Source organism: Ruegeria atlantica (genome assembly GCF_013032455.1).
GTDB lineage: Bacteria > Pseudomonadota > Alphaproteobacteria > Rhodobacterales > Rhodobacteraceae > Ruegeria > Ruegeria atlantica_B.
This window is the reverse complement of sequence record NZ_WQCF01000004.1, coordinates 214087-234596: the sequence shown is the minus strand read 5'-3', so window position 1 is coordinate 234596 and position 20510 is coordinate 214087. Positions and strand designations below refer to the sequence as shown.

Genomic DNA, 20510 nt, shown 5'->3' with positions numbered 1-20510 from the left:
TTCTTATGTGGCCCAATGCACGGCAAGTTCGGAAGCGTCAGCCAGCGGAAGGGCCGAGACCGGCTGGTTAACGCCGCGAAGCGTAAAGGAACGCATGTTACTCAGGTCGCCTTCATGACCCGCAGCGTGCAGCAGTTCCACCGACACCAATAGTTCCACACCAAGCGCCTTGGTCTCGCTTTCCAAGCGGCTGGCCACATTGACTGCGTCGCCAATGATGGTGCGGGCAGAATTTCCATCGGCACCAATTTCACCCAACACTAGATCGCCCAGGTGCAGGCCCATGCCAATACGGATGCGTGGGCTGCCTTCGGTTTCAAGCTGTTTATTAAAGCGGTCCAGGGCGCGGCTGACATCAGCAGCAGCCTGCAGTGCTGCCTTTGCCGAACTTTCCGAGCTTGAGGTTTCGAACACTGCCAGCAACCCGTCGCCCATGTATTTGTCGACCACCCCGCCATCTGCTGTGATCGCGGGGACAATCGCATCAAAAAATCGGTTCAGCAGGAACACGATGTCATAGGGCAACTGGCCGGTCGTTCGAGATGTGAAACCGCGCATGTCCAGAAACAAAACCGCCAGTTCGCGTTCCTGCCCCTGACTGGCATGTGCCCGGCTGCGCCCTCCATCCGGGCGGAACATTCGGAACGCTGTGATCGGTTCTGTTGGGCGAATTTGACAGGCCAGCCGCGCGCCTTCGGGGGCGCTGACGGCTGCAAGGCTGCGAGCCTCGACATCGCTGGGGGTGGGAAGTGTGTCGCCGCCATCTTCGATGATCACGCGGCAAGTGGTGCAACGCCCCTTGCCCCCGCACAGAGATGTATGTGGAATGCTGTTGGCCTGCGAAATCTCAAGCAGAGTCATGCCCTTTTCTGCCACGATCTCGGGGCCATCGACATATTTCACTCTTACCGAATGACGCCGACGCCACAGCTTGCGGATGAAAAAGACAGCCAGTGAAACCCCCAAAGCCACCGCAAATGCAGCCAGAGCATTGTTTTTGACACTGAACATGGTCTGAAACGCCTCGGGCGACGGCCAATTATAGTGTTCGATATATTGATCGCGCAGGAATGGATCGGCGAAGTCGGCCCAAATACGCCGCCCTTCGGTCAGCAACCCGGCCAGCGCGAATGACGGTATAAACACCGCCAGGCCGATCAGATAGGGCACCATTCTGGGCCACCATTGAGTCAGCCGTAGCCACATGTGCAAGCCAATACAGCTGTGGACCCAAACGACCAGCAGCAGAAGACTCTGCATCCAGATTGCAGAGTTGGGCCACATAAGAATGATGATATAGCCCATCTCGTCATTGACGTTGTAGATTTCGTGGGCATAGCGCGTGTGCACGATGTGCGAGATCAATTGCAGCGGAATCAGAAGCCCCAGAACAACTTGTGACGCCACGGCGAACGGCATTCGCAGCGTCCGGCGCTGACTGATGGAATAGAGGGCCAGTCCGGCATGAACAAATAGCGCGAGATACAGGATCACGCTGCCCAGATCATGCCGGGTAATGGCGTGGCGGCCATCCTGCATGCCGTGCAGATAGTCAGTGTGAAACAGACCCAGCCCGATATTGATGAAATGAAAGAATGCAAATGTGAACAGGACCAGGCCGCTGGTGATCCTCAGCCGGGTTGTCCACCCGCCTTGCCATAACACGCTTTTCAATCAAGCCACCTGCATTCGCTTTGCTTATCCCCGAGTCTGATACGGCTGCACGAGCGGGTCAAGCTCGTGGCTATAGGTAGGGTGGAGACCAGGGTATGGCCAGAGTGTCTGCGCGGATCAGGGCGGAAGTGAATTCGAAAAGTACGATGTGGCTAAGCTCGGGGCGGGTCCGTGAACTGTACATCAGGCCGTCAGCCCCAATGTCGCGGGCGCTGTCGGAATAGCTCCATTTCGGCGACGTTCCTTGCTGTTCGCGGATGTCCTGCCAGACAATCGAGGCGCCGGGTTGACCGCGCAGATCGACCAGTCTTGCGTTTGAAACCTGGGCGCGTTGCAATACCCGCGGTGGATCGTTCGCACAGACATAACGCCTGATGGCGACGCCGGCTCCCTCGGCACTGAGCGAGCAGTAAAGCGCGGCTTGTCCCGAATGATGAAAGCGCCCCTCAGGTGCCTGTGCGGCGGCCAAAGGGGCGGCGATTTGTGACTGATACAGAATTCTCCAGACTGGGCCGGAGAAGTTCAGCATCGCTTACTCGTTCTCAGCCAGGAACTTTTCGGCATCCAGCGCGGCCATGCAGCCCATACCGGCGCTGGTGACGGCCTGGCGGTAAATGTGGTCGGTCAGGTCGCCTGCTGCGAACACACCCGGCACCGAAGTCTCGGTCGAGCCTGGCTTTGTCACGACGTAACCACCCATATGGGTTTCCAGCGATTCCTTTACCAACTCGTTGGCCGGGGCATGGCCGATGGCCACGAATACGCCCTTACAGGGGATCTCGGTGATTTCGCCGGTTTTCACATTCTTGACGCGCACGCCCTCGACACCCAGAGGCGCATCGGTGCCGACGACTTCTTCCAGCTCATGGAACCACATCGGTTCGATCTTTTCATGTTTTAGCAGACGGTCCTGCAGGATCTTTTCGGCGCGCAGTTCATCGCGACGATGGATCAGGGTGACTTTGCTGGCGAAGTTGGTCAGGAACAGTGCTTCTTCCACGGCGGTGTTGCCGCCGCCGATCACGACGATCTCTTGTCCACGATAGAAGAAGCCGTCGCAGGTGGCGCAAGCAGACACGCCAAAGCCCTTGAACTTCTCTTCCGACGGCAGGCCCAGCCATTTGGCGCGGGCACCGGTGGCTAGAATGACTGCGTCAGCGGTGTAGGTTGTGCCATTGTCACCTTTAGCGGTGAAGGGGCGCTTGCTGACGTCCAGATCGCTTATGATGTCGCCGATCACTTCGCAGCCCATCGCCTTTGCGTGGTCCTGCATCTTGACCATCAAATCAGGGCCCTGAACTTCGGTAAAGCCGGGGTAATTCTCGACATCTGTGGTGGTGGTCAGCTGACCACCAGGTTCGATACCCTGCACCAGAATAGGCTCCAGCATCGCGCGGCTTGCGTAAACACCCGCAGTATAACCGGCCGGTCCCGACCCAATGATCAGAACCTTAGTGTGACGTGTTTCGGCCATGGTACCCCCAACTCGATCTGCCTGATGTGGGCACTTGGCCCTTAGCGGATGGATATAGCGACCCCTGTGCCGCGCTTAAAGCCCCTTCCTTTTGACAGCGGTTTTGGGTCCGGCAAATGGTGAGCAAAAAAGAAATTGTAAATAAACAATATTGCGCACTCACGAAAGATTATTGCGCATCCGTTGGGCGCTGTTATAACAACCGAAAAATCAGGAGTATTTGATGGTCGCGATACGGCTGGATGAGATTGACCGCAAGATACTAGCGGAATTGCAGGCAGACGGTCGTATGACCAATGTCGAATTGGCAAAACGCGTGGGAATTTCGGCCCCGCCTTGCCTGCGCCGCGTGCGGACGCTGGAAGAATCGGGCCTGATCCGTGGCTATCATGCCGATGTAAACTCGCGTGAGTTGGGATTCGAGGTTCAGGTCTTTGCGATGGTCGGCTTGGAAAGCCAAGCTGAAACTGAACTGAGCGCATTCGAAGAACGCTGCCGCGAATGGCCGCTGGTTCGGGAATGCCACATGCTGAACGGCGAAGTTGACTTCATCTTGAAATGCGTCGCGCCGGATCTGAGCAGTTTTCAGCAGTTCCTGACAGGCGATTTGCTGACCACGCCAAACGTGGCCAGCGTCAAAACCTCGCTCGTCATTCGCGGCGCAAAAGATGAGCCCGGCGTGCCTTTTGACGTTCTGGAAGAACGGATGAGCAGGACAGCCTAATCCCTATGTGACGTAGGATGTGGTTCTACTGGTGGTAGCAAGGCTGTCACCATCATACACAAGACCCAACTTAGAACTAACTGCATAATGCCCCCACATTGCAGAACTCATTAAGATTTAAGCGGTTATTGCATCCACTTCTCCGTCTCCGGCGCGTGGCAAGGCCAGCGGGCCGAAATCATTCAGTGAATCGATATGCGCAAACAGGTTCAGATAGATTGACCGCAGCGAATGGCTTATCCTGCGCACCGCGTTGAGCCCGGGGTGGTAGGTTTCGAACTGCAACCCGTCGACATTGATGACTGCGTGCCGCTTGAGGCAGATGTGAAACAACTCGACCGGTGTCGGCGGCAATGTTTCGACCACGCTTGTGCCATCCTGAAACTCGTGAATCGGTGTCAGGACCGGTCCACCCCCATGCAGATGCCGAAGATGTCCGGGCGTGGCAAGCAAGCGTGCAGCTGGACCGGCAATCACACCTGACATAGGCTTTTGCATGCCAAACGTATCGGCCATGATCCGGGTCAGGGGGCGTGTCCGGCCCCGGGAATCTTCGCGACCAGGGATCAGCGTGACTGACCCTTTCCAAAGCACTGTTTCCGATCTGCCGTTCTGCGTCAGAACGGTGTCGCCGGGCAGCAGGTCCTCGATTGCCATCGGTCCTGTTTCGGTTTCAACCAGCGAGCCACGGGTAAAGGCGCAGAATGCGTCCTCGAACACCTGCAGCGCTGGCGCGATGTGGCGGGTCTGAACGACATCCCCGTTTTCCATTAGCGTACTAACTTCATAGCGCCGCAACTGCGCTTTTTGCTTTGTCGCCGTTCTTGGCGCGTCCCGCAGCAATGCCGATGTTTCTACGGCATTCTTAGCGGCGCGCGCTAAAGAATTTGGAATAGCCATTACAATTCCGTCCCCTCTAGTTTCCGCGCAGGCAGGCTGAACTCCCATACAGACCCGCCTGTTCGGTTCCTTTATTGCCTTGAAAGAGAACGGTGACCGCAGGATGACAAACGCAAAGGACGCCTGTCTCATTAACTATTCCTACATTCGTGGTCATCACATTGACCCCCCAGACAAACTCATAACAAACGCAGGCGTAATTGCCGGCGATACACGCTCCGATCCTGTCTGAACAAAATGTTGTCAGCAGGTCACGCAGCGGATCGGAGCACCCCTCCGTTGCGCGTCTTTTCCCTTGAAACCGGCAGCTTGGCCCCAAGGGTTTGGCAGATCAGCGTCGCGTCGCCAGACGGCGTACAACCCTGACAGATTGGCTGGAGACGCGTTTCCACGGCATTTCCAGCTCTTGCTTTCCGGTGGCCGCAATCACGGCGCTAAGAAAGCGCGATTTCGTCTTCATGTTGTGTCCTGCTCGCTGTGGGGACATTCGTCCCGCTTTCCTCTCAGTATCCAATCTGCAGTACCATTGCGGCGGCGATAAGGCTGATCCGGGTTGAATTCAGGACATACGAAGATTTCCGATTCCTTTTGCCTTGTATTGCCGCGCCCTTCTTGAGAATCGACCGATAAACATCTGAGAGCGGACAATAAATTTCAAATTCTCGAGAGTTAGAAGACACGAGAAATGTGGCGAAAAAGCGGCGAAATCGCCACAATTGGCGTTTGACCTTAAAGTTTTATGGCGGAAATCAGGCGGCCGTAGTCGGCTTCCTTCGCGTGGGTCGACCGTCGATAAGAGTAGAATCTCTCGGGGTCGGAGTAGGTACAGTGGCGTGTCCATTCAGCTTGACCGATACCCGCTTGGCGCAGCCTGTGAAGGCCATAACCGGGTAAATCGAATTGCAGCCTGTCACCTTTCCCATTTGCAAAGAATCGTAGGTTTTCCTGAGATTCCACTACGAATTCATCCAGAAACTCAGGCCCTACTTCATAAGCGGCTTGTGAGATGGACGGGCCAATCACCGCCATGGTGTTTTCTCGCTTTGCGCCCAGGGCTTCCATCGCATCCAGCGTTGCTTCGAGTACCCCGTCCCGCGCGCCGCGCCACCCTGCATGAGCAGCTCCGATCACGTTTGCGTTAGTGTCGGCGAAAAGGACCGGTTGGCAGTCGGCTGTGAGAATCGTCAGGGCCAGCCCCGGAGTGGCCGTGACCACGCCATCAGCCTTGGGTTTTTCGCCATTTATGGGGGCGTCCACAGTCAAAACCACAGGTGAATGGAACTGGTGTATGCCAATCATCGATTCGGGTTCGACCTCCATAGCGTCGGCTACGCGATTGCGATTGATCGTGACGGCCTCGGTTTGATCAGAGGAGCCATAACCACAGTTGAGCCCCGCAAAGATTCCCGAAGAAGCCCCGCCACGGCGGCTGAAGAAGCCGTGGCGCAGTGGGTCTAGCAAATCTGAGGTCAGAATTTCCAAGGTCATGGCTCCAGTCCCGGCGGCGGTGAAGAAGGGGAAGGGTATAGGCCCAGAACTTTGAACAGATTTCCCATTTCCTCAGGGTGCGTCAACCGGCGATGCGCGGCAACAAGTTCATCATGTTTTGGCCCGTCAAGTTGTGTGGCCAAGGCCTGCGCACGGGCGGTGATTCCCAGCCGTTCAAGGAACACTCCCTGCGACGTCAGGCGCGAATGGGCGCAGCCGGCAGCCCGTGTTGCCAAAGCCAGCGGTTCGAAATCCACATGTGCTGTCAGATCGGCCTTGCCAGGCATGGCCAGCGGGTCGCAATGTTCATGCGCCTGCACGGCCTGAAACGTGTCGCCTTGGGAATGCCAGTCGCCGTAATCCACAATTACACCCGCGCCGCCATGGGTTCCTATTCGCCCCGCGATCACAGTGATGATGGGGATCGCTGCCGCGCAAAGTTCAACCAGATCGCCATCCTTGGTGTCGTTCAGCCTGTCCTTAAGCGCCACCTGTTCCGCCTGCGGTCCGAGCCCCCAGGTGAGAGCGCCGTCCTCAGAGCCGATCAGGCGTTCCCGCCAGCCGTTGCCATCGCGCACAAACTGGCGGACGGGCAGGGCGTCGAAGAACTCATTCGCGACCAGATATAGCGGCGCTTCGGGCAGGTCCGCAACAGAGCCGATCCAGCGCGGTTCATGGCCCTTTAGTGTTTTTGCTTGGATGGCCCGTAAGGTGGGCGAGGCCTCGAAAAGAACAACTTCGGCCGCGTCGTGAAACCCAGGCACACGAGCCGTGGCGCGCAGTATATCCGCCATCAAGGTGCCGCGCCCCGGTCCCAGTTCGGCTAGAACGAAATGTTCAGGATGCCCCTGGTCCTGCCAGCTTTGGGCCAGAGCCAGACCAATCAGTTCTCCAAACATCTGACTGATTTCAGGGGCTGTGACGAAGTCACCTTTTACCCCCAATGGGTCGCGGGTGGTGTAGTAACCGTGTGTCGGGTGCAGCATGCACTCGGTTGTATAGTCGGCGACACTCATCGGGCCGTCTTGTGCGATCCGTTCCAGCAGGTGCTTCTTCAGGGTCATGGCGTGCTCCTGGTCTGCCGTATGCGCAGAGCGAACCATAGGCCAAGCGCGATCATCGGCAGCGATAGCAATTGCCCCATCGTAAGCCCGTATCCCCCAATATGCCAAGCCAGACCCAGCGGGTTGCCGGGTGAGATGAACTGTGCATCCGGCTGGCGGAAAAACTCGACAATAAACCGCGACGCTCCGTATCCAGCAAGAAAGACGCCCATAATCATGCCGGGCTTGTGAAACGCCCTGCGGCGATAGACCAGCCATAGAAGTATGGCACCAAGCAAAAGGCCCTCAAGCGCCGCTTCGTACAGTTGCGAAGGGTGCCGCGCGCACATTCCGGCCAAGACGCTGGGGCAATTCTGCGCGGCGGTACCGGGGAAAACGACCGCCCAAGGTAGTTCACTGGGCCGTCCCCAAAGTTCGGCATTGATGAAATTTGCCAGGCGCCCCAGCAACAGGCCGGGCGGCACTGTGTGCGCAATCAGGTCGGCCAGAGAAAGAGCAGAAATCTGGTGCCGCCGCGCATATAGGTAAGATGCGACTACGACACCCAACAGTCCGCCATGGAAGGCCATGCCGCCTTGCCAGACTTTCAGAATCTCAATTGGATTCGAAAGGTAATAGGCAGGCTGATAGAACAGCACGAACCCAAGCCGCCCGCCCAAAATCACGCCAAGGATGATCCAGGTGATCAGGTCCTCAAGCTGTTCGGGCTTTATCGGTGGCATTTTATTTGGCCACAAGGCTGGGCGTTTTAGTGCCATCACCCCCATCCGCCATGCAATCAAAATACCGGCGATATAGGCCAGAGCGTACCATCTGAGTGCAAAGTCCATCCCGAACAACGAGATCGAGAACAATTCGGGCGACAGATCGGGGAAATTCAGAACAGCCTGCATGTGCGTCTCATTGCCCGGGGTTTGCGGGGCAAGTCAACCTTGAGCCCGGCGTAATCTTTCCCCATATAAAGACCAACCGCGATTTCGGAGTAAAGCCATGCAAACCCGCAACAAGATCCTCGACGATGTTTCCCAGCTGATGACCAACGCCATGGGCGTGGCGCAGGGCGCTCGGGAAGAGGCCGAGAATGCAATGAAGTCGATGATGGACCGTTGGCTGGCCGACCGCGATTTCGTTACGCGTGAGGAGTTTGACGCTGTCCGCGCGATGGCTCAGAAAGCGCGTGAAGAAAACGCAGCGCTCGAAGCGCGTATCGCAGCGCTAGAGGCGAAGCTGGACAAATAACGTCTTAAACTTGATTTCGGGCTAAAGCTATCCGCCGCGCAATCCGGGTTCGGGTTGTGCAGTGTCGTGCATCTTGGCGCCTTGTGAAAATTAATCAAGGCAAAGCTGCGGCCAGTGCCAATATTTTGATCGCCGTTGCCATTCGTCCACAACTTATTGCTGTTATCCCCAAGAAATAGGGTTGTCAGAACCCATCTCGCATCGCACCATATTTAGTACAGGCCCATGGGGGAAGCCCGGCTTGTAGAGCAGGCAACTAGCGCTGGGGCGCTGCCAGCCCCGAAATGCTAGAGATTAGTGAGGTGGCATTATGGCCCTTTCCGAGCAGTTTCTCGAAGAAGACCTTCATCCGATCGATATTGTTGAACATCTTGCCGAACATCACGACTGGGACTTTGACCGGATCGGGGATGATCAGATTGCCATGGCCGTCGAAGGGCAGTGGCGCACATATTCGATCACTTTGGCCTGGTCGAATTATGACGAAACCCTGCGTATGGTGTGTTCGTTCGAAATGGAGCCCCCCTCGGATCGTGAATCCGAATTGTATGAGCTTCTGAACAAGATGAATGATCAGTGTTGGGCCGGAGCGTTTACCTATTGGGCCAATCAGAAATTGATGGTCTACCGTTACGGTCTGGTTCTGGCAGGCGGACAGACGGCCAGCCCGGAACAAATCGATACGATGATCACCGCCGCAGTCCTGAGCGCCGAACGTTACTATCCGGCGATACAATTGGTTACATGGGGTAACCGTACCCCAGAAGAAGCGATGCAAGTCGCCATTGCAGAGGCCTACGGCCGCGCGTAAAGCTTTGCCCCAAACCGAATAAGGGGAGGGGCAATCATGGATATGTCACGTGTCGCCGAGCAGGGGCTGGTTCTTCTGGGATGCGGTAAGATGGGATCGGCCATGCTCGCCGGATGGTTAGAGCATGGCCTTCCTGCGTCAGCGGTCTGGGTGATCGACCCGAACCCGTCAGATTGGCTGAAAGCGCAGGGCGTCAATATCAATACCCCTTTGCCCGAAGCACCCGCAGTGGTTTTGGTGGCCGTCAAGCCTCAGATGATGGGCGAGGCCCTGCCTGCAATCCAGGCGTTGGGCGGTGGCAGCAGCTTGTTTGTCTCGGTTGCTGCAGGCACCTCGATTGCCACTTTCGAATCCGTATTGGGTGAAGGAACCCCGATCGTACGGGCCATGCCGAACACACCCGCCGCGATTCGACAGGGAATTACGGCACTCATCGGCAACACACATGCGTCTGACGCAGATGTTGCGTTGTCTGAAAGCCTGCTGTCGGCCATTGGCCAAACTGTCCGGCTGGAAGATGAGGCGCAGATGGACGCGGTCACGGGCCTCAGCGGTTCGGGGCCGGCTTACGTGTTCCACCTGATCGAAACGCTGGCCGCCGCCGGTCAGGCGCAGGGATTGCCGCATGAGCTGGCGATGAAGCTGGCAAAATCCACCGTGGCCGGGGCAGGTGCGCTGGCTATGGCTGCCGAGGAAGACCCCTCGCAACTTCGCATCAACGTGACATCACCCAACGGAACTACGCAGGCTGCGCTAGAAGTTCTGATGCACGAAGAAGAAGGCTTCCCTGACCTGCTGCACCGGGCGGTCAAAGCCGCAACAGACCGATCCAAGGAGCTGTCTCGTGAGTGAGATAACGTTCGACGATTTCCTCAAGGTCGATATCCGTGTGGGCGAAGTGATCCGGGCCGAACCGTACCCCGAGGCTCGTAAGCCCGCGATCAAGATGTGGATCGACTTTGGCGATGAGATTGGTGAGCGGAAAACCTCGGCTCAGGTCACGGCGCATTACGATCCGGCCTCGCTGGTCGGCAAGCAGGTGATGGCCGTCGTGAACTTCCCACCGCGTCAGATCGGCCGGTTCATGTCCGAGGTTTTGGTGCTGGGCTTGCCCGATGAGAATGGAGAGGTTGTCTTGATTGGTCCGGATGGCGAGGTTCCCACCGGAGGACGGATGCACTGATGAAACTGCTGATCACCCGTCCAATGACCGCCTCTGTCGAAGCTCGCGCCCGGGCCGAATTTGATGTCGAGATCCGCAGTGAAACGCTGCCGATGACGTTCGAGGAAATGCTGCGCGCGTTGACGGAGTTCGACGTGGTCGTGCCAACGCTGGGCGATCAATTTTCGGCGCAGGTGTTCGCCGAAACGCCCAATTCCCGCTGCAAGCTGCTGGCGAATTTTGGCGTCGGCTACAATCACATCGACGTGGACGCGGCCCGTGCCGCTGGCATGGCCGTCACCAATACACCCGGGGCAGTGACCGATGCCACTGCGGACATTGCCATGACCCTGTTACTGTCCACCGCCCGCCGAGCAGGTGAGGGTGAACGGTTGGTCCGTGCAGGCGGCTGGCAGGGCTGGCATCCGACGCAAATGCTCGGTCACCACGTGACGGGCAAGCGAGTCGGCATTGTCGGCATGGGCCGTATCGGTCAGGCTATCGCCCGGCGTTGCCATTTCGGGTTCGGAATGCAAGTGGCGTATCAGTCGCGCAGCGCCAAGGAGCTGGACTTTCCGGCTGTGTACACCAGCGATCTCAAGGCACTGGCCGGATCTGTCGATTTCCTGATCCTTGCCGTCCCCGGTGGCGCGGAAACCCGTCATCTGATCAACGCTTTGGTGCTTGCGGCGATGAATCCTTCGGCCATCCTGATCAATATCGCGCGCGGGGAGGTCGTGGACGAGTCGGCTCTGATTGCGGCGCTGCAAGCCGGTGAGATCGCGGGTGCAGGGTTGGATGTCTACGAATTCGAACCCGCTGTTCCGCAGGCGCTACGCGACATGGAAAACGTGACCTTGCTGCCCCATCTGGGCACCGCGACCGAGGAAGTCCGCTCGGATATGGGGCATATGGCGCTGGACAACGTGGCGGCCTATGTCGCGGGTCGCCCTTTGCCGAATCTGGTTTAGGGGCCGACCGCCTCGCGCCAGTGTTTGCGGCAAAGCGAAACATAGGTCTCGTTCCCGCCAATCTGCACCTGCGCGCCTTCGGTGATGGTGTTTCCGTTCTCATCCTGGCGTATCACCATAGTCGCTTTGCGCCCGCATTTGCAGATCGTGCGGACCTCGCGCATTTCATCGGCCAGCGCCAGCAAGGCCGCTGAGCCTGGAAATAGGCGCCCCTGAAAATCTACCCTCAACCCATAGGCCAGAACCGGCACTTTCAGGTCATCAACGGCGCGTGCCAGTTGCCAAACCTGTTCTTCGGTCAGGAACTGCGCCTCATCCACGAAAACACAGGCGACCTTGCCTTGGCTCAGTCGCGCTTCGATCATCACAAAGACGTTATCTCCGGCCACGAAGGTGTCTGCGTCAGCGGATATCCCGATCCGTGAGGCGATCTTGCCGACACCGGCGCGCCCGTCCAGCGCCGCGGTCATCAGATAGGTGTCCATGCCTCTCTCACGATAGTTGTGCGAAGCCTGCAGCAACACGGTCGATTTGCCCGCGTTCATGGTGGAATAATTGAAGTAAAGCTTTGCCATGCGCCCGGGTCTAAATGGCAAGACCAGTCTGGGCAAGGTACCAAAAGCCGTTAAAGATGCGACGCCGCCGTTGTTGTTGCAGGGGCAGAGCGTATGCTCAAAGGGGATGGATCCCCCACGCCTACAACAGCGACGCCGTCGGCCAACATGCGGCCTACAAAGTGCGAGGCTGAAATAGCGCCCCGCAAGCACTCGTTACCGGCCGGAACGGCCGCCACTCACTCACAAAACCCCTGCATATCTGAGGGATAGCCAATATATGACATTTCAATTATGACTAGAGTATGGGAAATTTCCTGTCCCTTTCCCCCACAATGGCAGATGTTGTGGGTGAGGCAGGCAGCAAAGGTAATAACATGGCAGATATCGGGGCTTATCTGAAAAAGCATACAGAAGCATTGGTCAAAGATGTCGGTATCGAATCTGCGTGTGAGATCACCGGCAAATCCAAGGCGACACTGGGGCGGTATTATTCAGACAACGCAGAACATGCCGACCGGTTTATGCCTGTCGATGCTGTCGCTCGGCTTGAGGCCGTATCCAGCTATCCGCACGTCACGTCTGCCCTGGCCGATCTTAAGAACATCACCTTGTCCTATGACGGTCGCAACTCGGACAAACCGCGTACCGGAGGGGTGAACTCAGACGTTATTGCGTTAAGCCAGCGCTTCGCGATGCTGATGACCGAATATCAAGCCGCCATCGAAGACGGAATCATTACCGTGAATGAAGCCAAGCGTCTGCTGAAAGAAACCAGCCAGTTGCAACAGGTGTTGATCGAGATGAAGCTGCATCTGGAGGAGGAAAGCGTGAGCTGAGGCTGATCGCTGATCTTCCTGTGAGGAAAAGCTGCCGACACGAGCTTTGAACACCTGATTTGCCGACATTGCTGCCTTTCACTTGCTACGACAGACTTGCGACCGCGCCGACAAATTCGGTCCACCGCTCGCGATCCACAAACCCATAGTGTCCTGCGCCCGACCACTCGTGCGCTGTGCAGTTGGGAAGCTCAGAGCAAAGGTGTCGAGGCATTTCCGGTGAGATAATGTCGTCCGCAGTGCCATAAAACATCTCAACCGGTTGCTGGATTTCCTTTGGCGAAAACCCCCAATCCCAAAGAGCCATCGTCATTTCGAAAACACCTTCCTCGTGTTGTTGATAACCGAGGCGAAAGTTTTCTTCGAATAAGGCTTGCTGCTTTGGATTGCGGAGTATTGTTTTGGCTTCGTTGGGCATTTGATCAACGACAGACTCCACATATGAAGGGATGTCTTTCAAAGCACTTTTGGCGCCCATACGTTCTGCCCAACGGATCAGCAGGGTTAGATGGCGCAGTTTCGCAATGGTCTTCAGATCCTGCAGTACCAGCATTTTGGTAACGCCGGGCTCATCGAATGGCGCCACAGGAGAAGCGAGCGCTACCTTGCGCACACGTTCGGGCATGTGAAATGCCACCGCCAAAGCGTGGGGGCCGCCTCCGGAATGGCCCGCCACGTTGAAGGTATCAAGGCCAAGATGATCCGCCAGATCCTCCATATCTACGCCCCAGTCGACCATTTTCCGATCCTTTTTCGGACTCGACCCTCCGACACCGGGTTGGTCCGCTGCAATCCATCGCACTCCAAGCGAAGCGGTTAGGTTGTCGTCAGGTTGACGAATGACGTGAGAGTCGGAAAACCCATGGCTAAAAATCACAGGTGTTCCGTTTGGGTCGCCGTAAGTGCTGAAAGCGAGCGTTCTACCATCTCTGAGAGTTATGTGTTCAGTCAAGTTGTTCTCCTAAAACGAAATATCTTTAAGTCGTGAGTTCATTGGAATATTTGCAAAGACCTGATTCGACGCTACAAGCCATTCTCACATTTTGATACCAAAACAATTGGTCCGCATGGTGAAATGCAGATGTCAGTTTAGGCTCAAAGCAGTTAGTCGAATACTCTCTTGTGTGAATTCGGGAAACCGACCGTCACCCGTGCCGCTTCACGATCACCGATCCCACCGAATATCCCGCGCCGAAAGAGCAGATCAGCCCGACATCCCCTTCCGCAAGATCATCCGAGTACTTTGAAAACGCGATGATCGAGCCGGCTGAGGATGTGTTGGCATAGTCCTGCAGGATGTTGGGTTGCTCTCCCGCTTCTGGCTCACGGCCCAGCACCTTTTTACCGATGAAATCGTTCATCGTCTTGTTGGCCTGATGTAGCCACAGGCGTTTCAGGTCGCCGCTGGCCACTCCCTCGGACGCCATGTGGTCCGAGATATGTTTGCTGACCATCGGCAGCACTTCCTTGAACACCTTGCGGCCGTTCTGCATGAACTGCATGTCGCGCCGGTCGATCACCCCATCGGGGCGCGAGCGGCGCAGGAAACCGTTGTTGTTGCGGATATTGTTTGAGAACGACGTGGCGCAGCGGGTCGAGAGGATTTCGAAATGCGGCCCCGTCGCGTCTTCGATCCGTTCGATCAGGGTGGCGGTCGCCACATCGCCAAAGATGAAATGGCAATCGCGGTCGCGCCACTCCAGATGGCCCGAACAAATCTCGGGGTTCACCACCAGCGCCGACCGGACCGAACCCGAGCGGATCATGTCCGCTGCCGCCTGAATGCCGAACGTGGCCGAGGAACAGGCGACATTCATATCGAAACCAAAGCCTTTGATCCCCAGTGCCTGCTGAATCTCAATCGCTATCGCGGGATAGGCGCGTTCGTGGTTCGATGCGGCGCAGATCACCAGATCGACATCCTCGGCACTGCGGCCCGCCTGCTCCAGTGCCTTTTTGCAGGCGTCCACGGCCATCTCGGTCATGATGCCGGGTTCGTCATCCGCGCGCTGGCGCAGCTGGGGATGCATCACGTCCGGGTCCAAAACGCCGGACTTGTTCATCACATAGCGGTTCTGGATGCCCGATGCCTTGAGGATGAACTCTTCCGAGGAGTGCTGCATAGGCTCGACCTCACCCGCCGCAATCGCGTCGGCGTTCTTGGCATTCTGCTTGTCGGTAAATGCGTTGAATGCAGTGACGAGTTCGGCATTGGTGATGACGTTCTCGGGTGTGAAAACACCTGTGCCGGTGATTGCGGGCGTATACATGGCGGGTCCTGAAGGTATCGAATTTGCTTAAAATGCAGTTGTGGCAGGCTTTGATCAAGGGATGGTGACCCAACGGAACATACGGGTATTCGTCAAATTTAGGTTCACATCTTGAATAGTTCAGAATATGAAGTATGTGGCCTGTCGGGCTCACACGGGAAAATTTCATGCAAGACGATATCAGTACCAGGCTTGGCCGCCTGAGCCCGGAAATCCAGTCGATCATGGGGGTGTATGCCCTGTATTGGAAACTGGAAGAGACGTTTAACTGCATGGAAACGGACCTGAGCCATCCGGAATGCCACATGCTTATCAAGCTCGACCAACCCAAGCGTATGGGGGTTCTGGCGGCGGACATGCTGAGCGTTCCATCGACCATCACTGCCACGGCCGATAGTCTGGAAAAGGCGGGGTACCTAACCCGTAAACGTGACCCTGAAGACCGCCGTGCTTGGTTGCTGGTTCTGACCGATCAGGGTGAAGGTGCCCGAGATATGTTGGTGGCCGAAGCCGGGGATCTTTTTCGCCGTGCCTCTGGGCTGACTGCCGAAGAAACTGTCGAATTCGCGCGACTGGCGCGTAAAATCCGAGACAACATCCTGAAAACAGGAATTCCCGAGGGATTGACGAAATGAAACTCCTCTCTGTTCTGACTGCGGCTTTGATCACACTGACGACGCCGGTACTTGCACAAAACACTGCAAAGCCGGTCAAGCTGATGCAGGTGCGTGAAACCGCGCCAGGCTTTTCACGACAGTTTTTTGGACGGGTTGCAGCGCGGCAAACCGTTGATCTGGCCTTTCAGGTATCTGGTCAAATCGTCGAGATGCCGGTGACCGAAGGCTTTGTAATTCCCAAGGGTGAGTTGATCGCGCAATTAGACAAGGCTCCGTTTCAGCGTCGTTACGACCGCGCAGTTTTGCAAAAGGATCAGGCTGACCGCACCGTGGCCCGCCTGTCGCGTTTGCGTGGCACTGCCGCCAGCCAAGTGGCCGTGGACGATGCCGAGACCGAAGCGCAACTGGCCGATATCGCTGTGCGGGATGCGGAATATGATCTGGAACACGCCACTCTGACTGCGCCGTTCGATGCACTGGTGTCCAGCCGGGCGGTCGAAGCCTTTACCACCGTGTCCGCTGGCGCGCCCATCGTACGCATTCACGACATGTCCGAGTTGCGGATCGAAGTCGATGTGCCTGAAATTCTCTTCCAGCGTTCGGGTCAGGAAGAAGACATCTCGATCACAGCCAAGTTCCCGGTCAGTGACGAGGTTTTCCCTCTTCAGGTTCGTGAGTTTGACGCTGAAAGCTCGACTGTCGGGCAGACCTTCCGCATCCAGTTTGGCCTGACCCCGCCCGAAGGGCTGCAAATTTTGCCGGGTTCGTCCGTGACTGTGAATGTTCAGGTGCAAGATGGCCGAACCGGTATCATCATTCCGGCGTCAGCCATTGTGGCAGGCGCTGATGGTGCGCTGGGCGTCATGGTGTTTTCGCCAACGGGAGCAGATGAAGGCACCATCAAGCACGTATCTGTCACTATCGAACCGACCCAAACCGGCGAAGTTCGGGTGCTGAGGGGCTTGTCGGATGGTGACGAAATCGTTGTCGCGGGTGGAAGCGCGCTGACCGATGGACAGGCCGTGCGCCGCTTTGCCGGCTTTGCGAATTGAGGGCGGACAGATGAACATTGCGCGCGCCTCAATCGACCGGCCGATCTATACGTGGCTGATCATCCTGATTGCCCTGTTTGGGGGCATCTGGGGATTCCTGTCATTGGGTCGTCTGGAAGACCCGGCCTTCACCATCAAGAACGCCGTCATTGCAACTCAATACCCCGGTGCCACAGCGGAAGAAGTGGCGCTGGAGGTCTCAGAACCATTGGAATCTGCCATCCAGCAGATGGGCGAGGTCGATACGATCACCTCGGTCAACCAGCCCGGATTTTCGCTGATCGAGGTCGAGATCAAGTCGACCTATGACGGTACCGAACTTCCCGAAATCTGGACTAAGCTGCGGGCCAAGGTGCGCGACGCATCACGCACATTGCCGTCAGGTGTAAGCCCGCCACTGGTGAATGACGGATTCGGCGACGTGTTCGGCCTGTTTTACGCTGTCACAGCCGAAGGGTTTTCAGACGCCGAGAAACATGAGCTATCCACCTTTTTGCGGCGCGAATTGCTGACTGTTCCCGGCGTTGCGGATGTCGAGGTGATGGGTTTGCCGGACGAGGCGATCTTTGTCGAACCAGATCTGGCCATTTCCGTGAACCAGAATGTCCCCATCACAGCCATCAACGAGGCGATCGCCAACGCGGATTCGGTGAATGCTTCGGGCTCAGTCCGGACGGAAAATGACCGCACCACGATTCTGACCGCCGAAGGGTCGGACACCGTGTCGGCCATCGCCGGGTTGTCCCTGGGATCGCAAGGGCAGGTAATCAATCTTTTCGATATGGCGCATGTTTCCAGGGGGCGTCAGACAGACCCCGAGGTCATGATCCGGTTCAACGGCACCGAGGCGTTTACGTTGGGCATCGCGGGTCTTTCGACCGAGAACATTGTCGAAGTAGGCCAACGAGCCGATGCAAAACTCGCCGAGCTGGATTCACAGATTCCATATGGAGTTGAAATCCTGCCAATCTATCAGCAGCACGTGGTGGTCGAGCAGGCCTCGAACGACTTTCTGGTAAATCTGGCCTTGTCAGTTAGCATCGTGGTTGCGGTGCTGGGTATCTTCATGGGGTGGCGTGCAGCCGTTGTCGTTGGTTCAACCCTGTTGCTGACGGTAGTGGGGACGCTGCTGTTCATGTCGATCTTCTCAATTGAGATGGAGCGGATTTCATTGGGTGCCTTGATCATCGCGATGGGGATGCTGGTGGACAACGCCATCGTGGTGGCCGAGGGGATGCAAATCGCCATGCTGCGAGGCAAGAATTCGCGTGACGCAGCGGACGAGGCGGCCTCGAAGACGCAGATACCGCTACTTGGGGCTACGATCATTGGCATCATGGCGTTCGCTGGGATCGGTCTCAGCCCGGATGCGACGGGTGAATTCCTGTTCTCGCTGTTCGCGGTAATCGGGATTTCGCTGTTGCTCAGCTGGGTGCTGGCGCTGACCGTGACACCGATGCTGGGCCACTACTTTTTCAAGCAAGGCAAAGTGGGTGCAGTGGATGCCTATGGTGGCATCATGTTCCGCGTCTATGGCGCGATCCTAAGCTGGGCGCTTCGGATGCGTTGGCTGGTGATTGCCGCGTTGATCGGGGTAACGGCTGCATGTTTTGCTGGCTTTGGGCTGGTGAAACAGCAGTTCTTTCCTGACTCGAATACACCGCTGTTCTTCGTGCATTACAACCTGCCGCAGGGCACGCCCATCGCGCGTACGGCCACGGATATGGCTGTGTTCGAAGATTGGCTGAATGAACGAGATGATGTTGTGTCGGTCACCACCTTCGTAGGGCAGGGCGCGACCCGGTTCCTGCTTACCTATTCCGCCGAGAAACCCAACCCCAGCTACGGGCACATGATCATCCGGACTGAGACGTTGGATGACATTCCAGTGCTGCAAGCGGATCTGGAGGCGTTTGGTCAGGCACAATTCCCCGAGGGTAAGTTCCGCACCAAGCGCCTGATCTTCGGCCCCGGAGGCGGTGATCCGATTCAAGCGCGGTTCTCGGGCAGTGATCCGGCGGTGCTGCGCGCGCTGGCGGATGAGGCCGTGCAGAAAATGAATGAGGCCTCACCAAACGCGCTTAACGTCTACCACGATTGGCGCGAGCAGGAACTGGCAGTACAACCGATCTATGCGACTGAACGCGCCCAGACTGCTGGAGTCTCGCGAGAAGATATTGCCGCAACCTTGCAGTTTTCAACGGACGGAATCGTTGCTGGGGAATTCCGCGAGCGGGATCGCCTGATTCCGATCATCCTGCGCCGTCCTGCGGACGGGGATTATTCGATTGTGGATCAGGTCGTGTTCTCGGACCAGTCCGAGAGGTTTGTCCCGGTCGAGCAAATGGTTGATGGGTTCGATTACAAAGCGCTTAACACGCTGGTCCATCGTCGCGATAGGGTGCTGACGATCACCGTGGGGGCTGATATCCCGCCAGACATGACGGCGGCACAGGTCCACTCCGAGGTGCGCGCGGCCATCGAAAGCATGGAACTGCCGCCGGGCTACCGGATGGAATGGGGCGGTGAATTTGAGAACGCGGGTGAAGCAAATGAAAGCCTCGGGCGCCAATTGCCGCTCAGCCTGCTGATCATGGTGTTGATTTCGGTTCTGATCTTCAACGCGGTTCGACAACCGATTATCATCTGGCTGCTGGTGCCGATGTCGGTGAACGGGGTCGTGATTGGCCTGCTGGGTACGGGCCTGCCGTTTACCTTCACAGCGCTGCTGGGCCTGCTCAGCCTGTCGGGGATGTTGATCAAAAACGGCATCGTGCTGGTTGAAGAAATCGACTTGGTCCGCGAAACCGGCAAACCTTTGCGTGAGGCTATCGTCGAGGCCTCGGTCTCGCGTCTGCGTCCTGTGATGCTGGCGGCGATCACCACCATTCTGGGCATGGCACCGTTGCTGACGGACGCGTTCTTCCGATCGATGGCGGTGACGATCATGGGGGGATTGGCTTTTGCCACGATCCTGACCATGGTTGCGGCTCCGGTCTTTTACCTCGTGTTATTTGCGCGGGATGAAAGGCGTGAGGCGGCCAAGGTCTAAATGCTACCGGGCGGCTGTTTCAGTCGCCCGGATCTTTTGCCGGGTCGTAGTGGTAGTAAAAACAGGACAGCTTGTTGCCGTCGGGGTCGCGCAAATAGGCGACATAGAAATCAGGTGCGTAGTAGTCTCGTGTGCCCGGAGCGCCTTCATCAGCTCCACCGTTTTCTAGACCAACCGCATGGAACCGCCGAACCTGTTTGGCGCTGCGGGCAGGGAAAGCCATCATCGTCCCATTGCCCACGCTCGCGGCTTTACCGTCAAAGGGTGTGCATATCCAAAACCCGGTTCCGGCATCAGGCTCTGTTCCCCAACCAGCGCGCCCTTCGTTCCACCCCGGAAGGCGCGGCTGGTTTAAAACGGAAAAGATCGCGTCGTAAAACCGAATGGCCCTTGGAAGATTATTGGTTCCGTATGTGGTGTAAAGGCGCACAGCTCCCTCGTTTGGCTTAGGTCCTCATGATGGGACCAGCCTGAGCGCAGGGAAAGCGAAAACAGTGCTGCGTCTCCTGTCAGATCAGAGGGATCAGCGGGACATCGCACGCGGCAAGCGTTATCAGAGCGGCAAAAGCCATAAACCTAAGCATTTCTTGTTCCTTCTGCTCGTTTGCAAAAAAATGCG

22 protein-coding genes are annotated in these 20510 nt (G+C 57.0%); 10 read left to right on the top strand and 12 right to left on the bottom strand.

Annotation, left to right across the window (positions count from 1 at the left end; all coding sequences use genetic code 11):
* Positions 1 to 3 precede the first annotated feature (3 nt).
* The 3 genes from GOW93_RS09965 to trxB form a co-directional block, all read right to left on the bottom strand.
* A complete protein-coding gene (locus tag GOW93_RS09965; RefSeq protein WP_170383632.1) occupies positions 4 to 1674 on the bottom strand; it encodes an adenylate/guanylate cyclase domain-containing protein in 1671 nt (556 codons plus the stop codon).
* Between the two features lie 70 nt (positions 1675 to 1744).
* On the bottom strand, positions 1745 to 2203 hold the full coding sequence (locus tag GOW93_RS09960; RefSeq protein WP_170383630.1) for an RES family NAD+ phosphorylase: 459 nt from the start codon (positions 2201 to 2203) through the stop codon (positions 1745 to 1747).
* Between the two features lie 3 nt (positions 2204 to 2206).
* Positions 2207 to 3148 (bottom strand): thioredoxin-disulfide reductase, encoded by a 942-nt coding sequence (gene trxB / locus GOW93_RS09955; protein WP_170383628.1) that lies wholly within the window; start codon positions 3146 to 3148, stop codon positions 2207 to 2209.
* Positions 3149 to 3371: 223 nt separating this feature from the next.
* Between trxB and GOW93_RS09950 the strand changes: the two genes are divergently transcribed.
* The gene (locus GOW93_RS09950) at positions 3372 to 3872 is read left to right on the top strand and encodes an Lrp/AsnC family transcriptional regulator (RefSeq protein ID WP_170383626.1); all 501 of its coding nucleotides are present in this window, start codon (positions 3372 to 3374) and stop codon (positions 3870 to 3872) included.
* 117 nt (positions 3873 to 3989) lie between these two features.
* On the opposite strand, the gene GOW93_RS09945 is transcribed toward GOW93_RS09950, so the two are convergent.
* From GOW93_RS09945 to lgt, 5 genes are all read right to left on the bottom strand, one after another.
* Positions 3990 to 4772: a Hint domain-containing protein gene (locus GOW93_RS09945; protein WP_170383624.1), complete on the bottom strand. Its 783-nt coding sequence runs from the start codon at positions 4770 to 4772 to the stop codon at positions 3990 to 3992.
* A gap of 331 nt (positions 4773 to 5103) precedes the next feature.
* The gene (locus GOW93_RS20840) at positions 5104 to 5232 is read right to left on the bottom strand and encodes a hypothetical protein (protein WP_302477006.1); all 129 of its coding nucleotides are present in this window, start codon (positions 5230 to 5232) and stop codon (positions 5104 to 5106) included.
* Between the two features lie 269 nt (positions 5233 to 5501).
* Positions 5502 to 6260 (bottom strand): peptidoglycan editing factor PgeF, encoded by a 759-nt coding sequence (gene pgeF, locus GOW93_RS09940; RefSeq protein WP_170383622.1) that lies wholly within the window; start codon positions 6258 to 6260, stop codon positions 5502 to 5504.
* On the bottom strand, positions 6257 to 7324 hold the full coding sequence (locus GOW93_RS09935; RefSeq protein ID WP_170383620.1) for a class I SAM-dependent methyltransferase: 1068 nt from the start codon (positions 7322 to 7324) through the stop codon (positions 6257 to 6259). The genes pgeF and GOW93_RS09935 overlap by 4 nt, the downstream gene beginning before the upstream one ends.
* Positions 7321 to 8217, bottom strand: a complete 897-nt coding sequence (gene lgt / locus GOW93_RS09930; protein ID WP_170383618.1) for a prolipoprotein diacylglyceryl transferase — start codon at positions 8215 to 8217, stop codon at positions 7321 to 7323. The genes GOW93_RS09935 and lgt overlap by 4 nt, the downstream gene beginning before the upstream one ends.
* Before the next feature lie 97 nt (positions 8218 to 8314).
* On the opposite strand from lgt, the gene GOW93_RS09925 reads away from it, so the two are divergent.
* The 5 genes from GOW93_RS09925 (at position 8315) to GOW93_RS09905 (ending at position 11507) form a co-directional block, all read left to right on the top strand.
* Complete coding sequence (locus tag GOW93_RS09925; protein WP_170383616.1) at positions 8315 to 8563, top strand: accessory factor UbiK family protein; 249 nt, start codon at positions 8315 to 8317, stop codon at positions 8561 to 8563.
* Between the two features lie 310 nt (positions 8564 to 8873).
* Entirely contained in the window at positions 8874 to 9374 is a 501-nt protein-coding gene (locus tag GOW93_RS09920) for a YbjN domain-containing protein (RefSeq protein ID WP_170383614.1), read from the top strand.
* A 36-nt stretch (positions 9375 to 9410) separates the two neighbouring features.
* On the top strand, positions 9411 to 10226 hold the full coding sequence (gene proC, locus GOW93_RS09915) for a pyrroline-5-carboxylate reductase (protein WP_170383613.1): 816 nt from the start codon (positions 9411 to 9413) through the stop codon (positions 10224 to 10226).
* Complete coding sequence (locus GOW93_RS09910; RefSeq protein ID WP_170383611.1) at positions 10219 to 10557, top strand: tRNA-binding protein; 339 nt, start codon at positions 10219 to 10221, stop codon at positions 10555 to 10557. Before proC ends, GOW93_RS09910 begins: the two co-directional genes overlap by 8 nt.
* Positions 10557 to 11507 carry a 2-hydroxyacid dehydrogenase gene (locus tag GOW93_RS09905; RefSeq protein WP_170383609.1) on the top strand — a complete coding sequence of 317 codons (951 nt, stop codon included), beginning with the start codon at positions 10557 to 10559 and terminating at the stop codon, positions 11505 to 11507. Before GOW93_RS09910 ends, GOW93_RS09905 begins: the two co-directional genes overlap by 1 nt.
* Here GOW93_RS09905 and GOW93_RS09900 read toward each other — a convergent pair.
* Positions 11504 to 12082, bottom strand: coding sequence for a thymidine kinase (locus GOW93_RS09900; protein WP_170383607.1), 579 nt, complete (start codon positions 12080 to 12082; stop codon positions 11504 to 11506). The two genes, GOW93_RS09905 and GOW93_RS09900, sit on opposite strands and share 4 nt — an antisense overlap.
* Before the next feature lie 356 nt (positions 12083 to 12438).
* Here GOW93_RS09900 and GOW93_RS09895 point away from each other — a divergent pair, with 356 nt between their 5' ends.
* On the top strand, positions 12439 to 12900 hold the full coding sequence (locus GOW93_RS09895) for a hypothetical protein (protein WP_170383811.1): 462 nt from the start codon (positions 12439 to 12441) through the stop codon (positions 12898 to 12900).
* 85 nt (positions 12901 to 12985) lie between these two features.
* Here GOW93_RS09895 and GOW93_RS09890 read toward each other — a convergent pair whose 3' ends face one another.
* Positions 12986 to 13777, bottom strand: coding sequence for an alpha/beta fold hydrolase (locus GOW93_RS09890; protein WP_368039660.1), 792 nt, complete (start codon positions 13775 to 13777; stop codon positions 12986 to 12988).
* A gap of 268 nt (positions 13778 to 14045) precedes the next feature.
* Entirely contained in the window at positions 14046 to 15170 is a 1125-nt protein-coding gene (locus GOW93_RS09885) for a beta-ketoacyl-ACP synthase III (protein WP_170383603.1), read from the bottom strand.
* A 167-nt stretch (positions 15171 to 15337) separates the two neighbouring features.
* Here GOW93_RS09885 and GOW93_RS09880 point away from each other — a divergent pair, with 167 nt between their 5' ends.
* From GOW93_RS09880 to GOW93_RS09870, 3 genes are read left to right on the top strand one after another with little or no spacing between them, the layout of a single operon-like run.
* Complete coding sequence (locus GOW93_RS09880; RefSeq protein ID WP_170383601.1) at positions 15338 to 15805, top strand: MarR family winged helix-turn-helix transcriptional regulator; 468 nt, start codon at positions 15338 to 15340, stop codon at positions 15803 to 15805.
* The gene (locus GOW93_RS09875) at positions 15802 to 16839 is read left to right on the top strand and encodes an efflux RND transporter periplasmic adaptor subunit (RefSeq protein ID WP_170383599.1); all 1038 of its coding nucleotides are present in this window, start codon (positions 15802 to 15804) and stop codon (positions 16837 to 16839) included. Before GOW93_RS09880 ends, GOW93_RS09875 begins: the two co-directional genes overlap by 4 nt.
* Positions 16840 to 16849: 10 nt before the next feature.
* Positions 16850 to 19891 (top strand): efflux RND transporter permease subunit, encoded by a 3042-nt coding sequence (locus tag GOW93_RS09870; protein WP_170383597.1) that lies wholly within the window; start codon positions 16850 to 16852, stop codon positions 19889 to 19891.
* A gap of 19 nt (positions 19892 to 19910) precedes the next feature.
* On the opposite strand, the gene GOW93_RS09865 is transcribed toward GOW93_RS09870, so the two are convergent.
* Complete coding sequence (locus GOW93_RS09865) at positions 19911 to 20321, bottom strand: VOC family protein (RefSeq protein ID WP_170383595.1); 411 nt, start codon at positions 20319 to 20321, stop codon at positions 19911 to 19913.
* Between the last annotated feature and the right edge of the window lie 189 nt (positions 20322 to 20510).

Coding starts and splice junctions, on each gene's coding strand:
- GOW93_RS09925 (WP_170383616.1), top strand. CDS start 8,315: ATGCAAACCCGCAACAAGATCCTCGACGATGTTTCCCAGCTGATGACC.
- GOW93_RS09900 (WP_170383607.1), bottom strand. CDS start 12,082: ATGGCAAAGCTTTACTTCAATTATTCCACCATGAACGCGGGCAAATCG.
- GOW93_RS20840 (WP_302477006.1), bottom strand. CDS start 5,232: ATGAAGACGAAATCGCGCTTTCTTAGCGCCGTGATTGCGGCCACCGGA.
- GOW93_RS09885 (WP_170383603.1), bottom strand. CDS start 15,170: ATGTATACGCCCGCAATCACCGGCACAGGTGTTTTCACACCCGAGAAC.
- GOW93_RS09870 (WP_170383597.1), top strand. CDS start 16,850: ATGAACATTGCGCGCGCCTCAATCGACCGGCCGATCTATACGTGGCTG.
- lgt (WP_170383618.1), bottom strand. CDS start 8,217: ATGCAGGCTGTTCTGAATTTCCCCGATCTGTCGCCCGAATTGTTCTCG.
- GOW93_RS09905 (WP_170383609.1), top strand. CDS start 10,557: ATGAAACTGCTGATCACCCGTCCAATGACCGCCTCTGTCGAAGCTCGC.
- trxB (WP_170383628.1), bottom strand. CDS start 3,148: ATGGCCGAAACACGTCACACTAAGGTTCTGATCATTGGGTCGGGACCG.
- GOW93_RS09935 (WP_170383620.1), bottom strand. CDS start 7,324: ATGACCCTGAAGAAGCACCTGCTGGAACGGATCGCACAAGACGGCCCG.
- GOW93_RS09950 (WP_170383626.1), top strand. CDS start 3,372: ATGGTCGCGATACGGCTGGATGAGATTGACCGCAAGATACTAGCGGAA.
- GOW93_RS09880 (WP_170383601.1), top strand. CDS start 15,338: ATGCAAGACGATATCAGTACCAGGCTTGGCCGCCTGAGCCCGGAAATC.
- GOW93_RS09920 (WP_170383614.1), top strand. CDS start 8,874: ATGGCCCTTTCCGAGCAGTTTCTCGAAGAAGACCTTCATCCGATCGAT.
- GOW93_RS09895 (WP_170383811.1), top strand. CDS start 12,439: ATGGCAGATATCGGGGCTTATCTGAAAAAGCATACAGAAGCATTGGTC.
- GOW93_RS09875 (WP_170383599.1), top strand. CDS start 15,802: ATGAAACTCCTCTCTGTTCTGACTGCGGCTTTGATCACACTGACGACG.
- pgeF (WP_170383622.1), bottom strand. CDS start 6,260: ATGACCTTGGAAATTCTGACCTCAGATTTGCTAGACCCACTGCGCCAC.
- proC (WP_170383613.1), top strand. CDS start 9,411: ATGGATATGTCACGTGTCGCCGAGCAGGGGCTGGTTCTTCTGGGATGC.
- GOW93_RS09960 (WP_170383630.1), bottom strand. CDS start 2,203: ATGCTGAACTTCTCCGGCCCAGTCTGGAGAATTCTGTATCAGTCACAA.
- GOW93_RS09945 (WP_170383624.1), bottom strand. CDS start 4,772: ATGGCTATTCCAAATTCTTTAGCGCGCGCCGCTAAGAATGCCGTAGAA.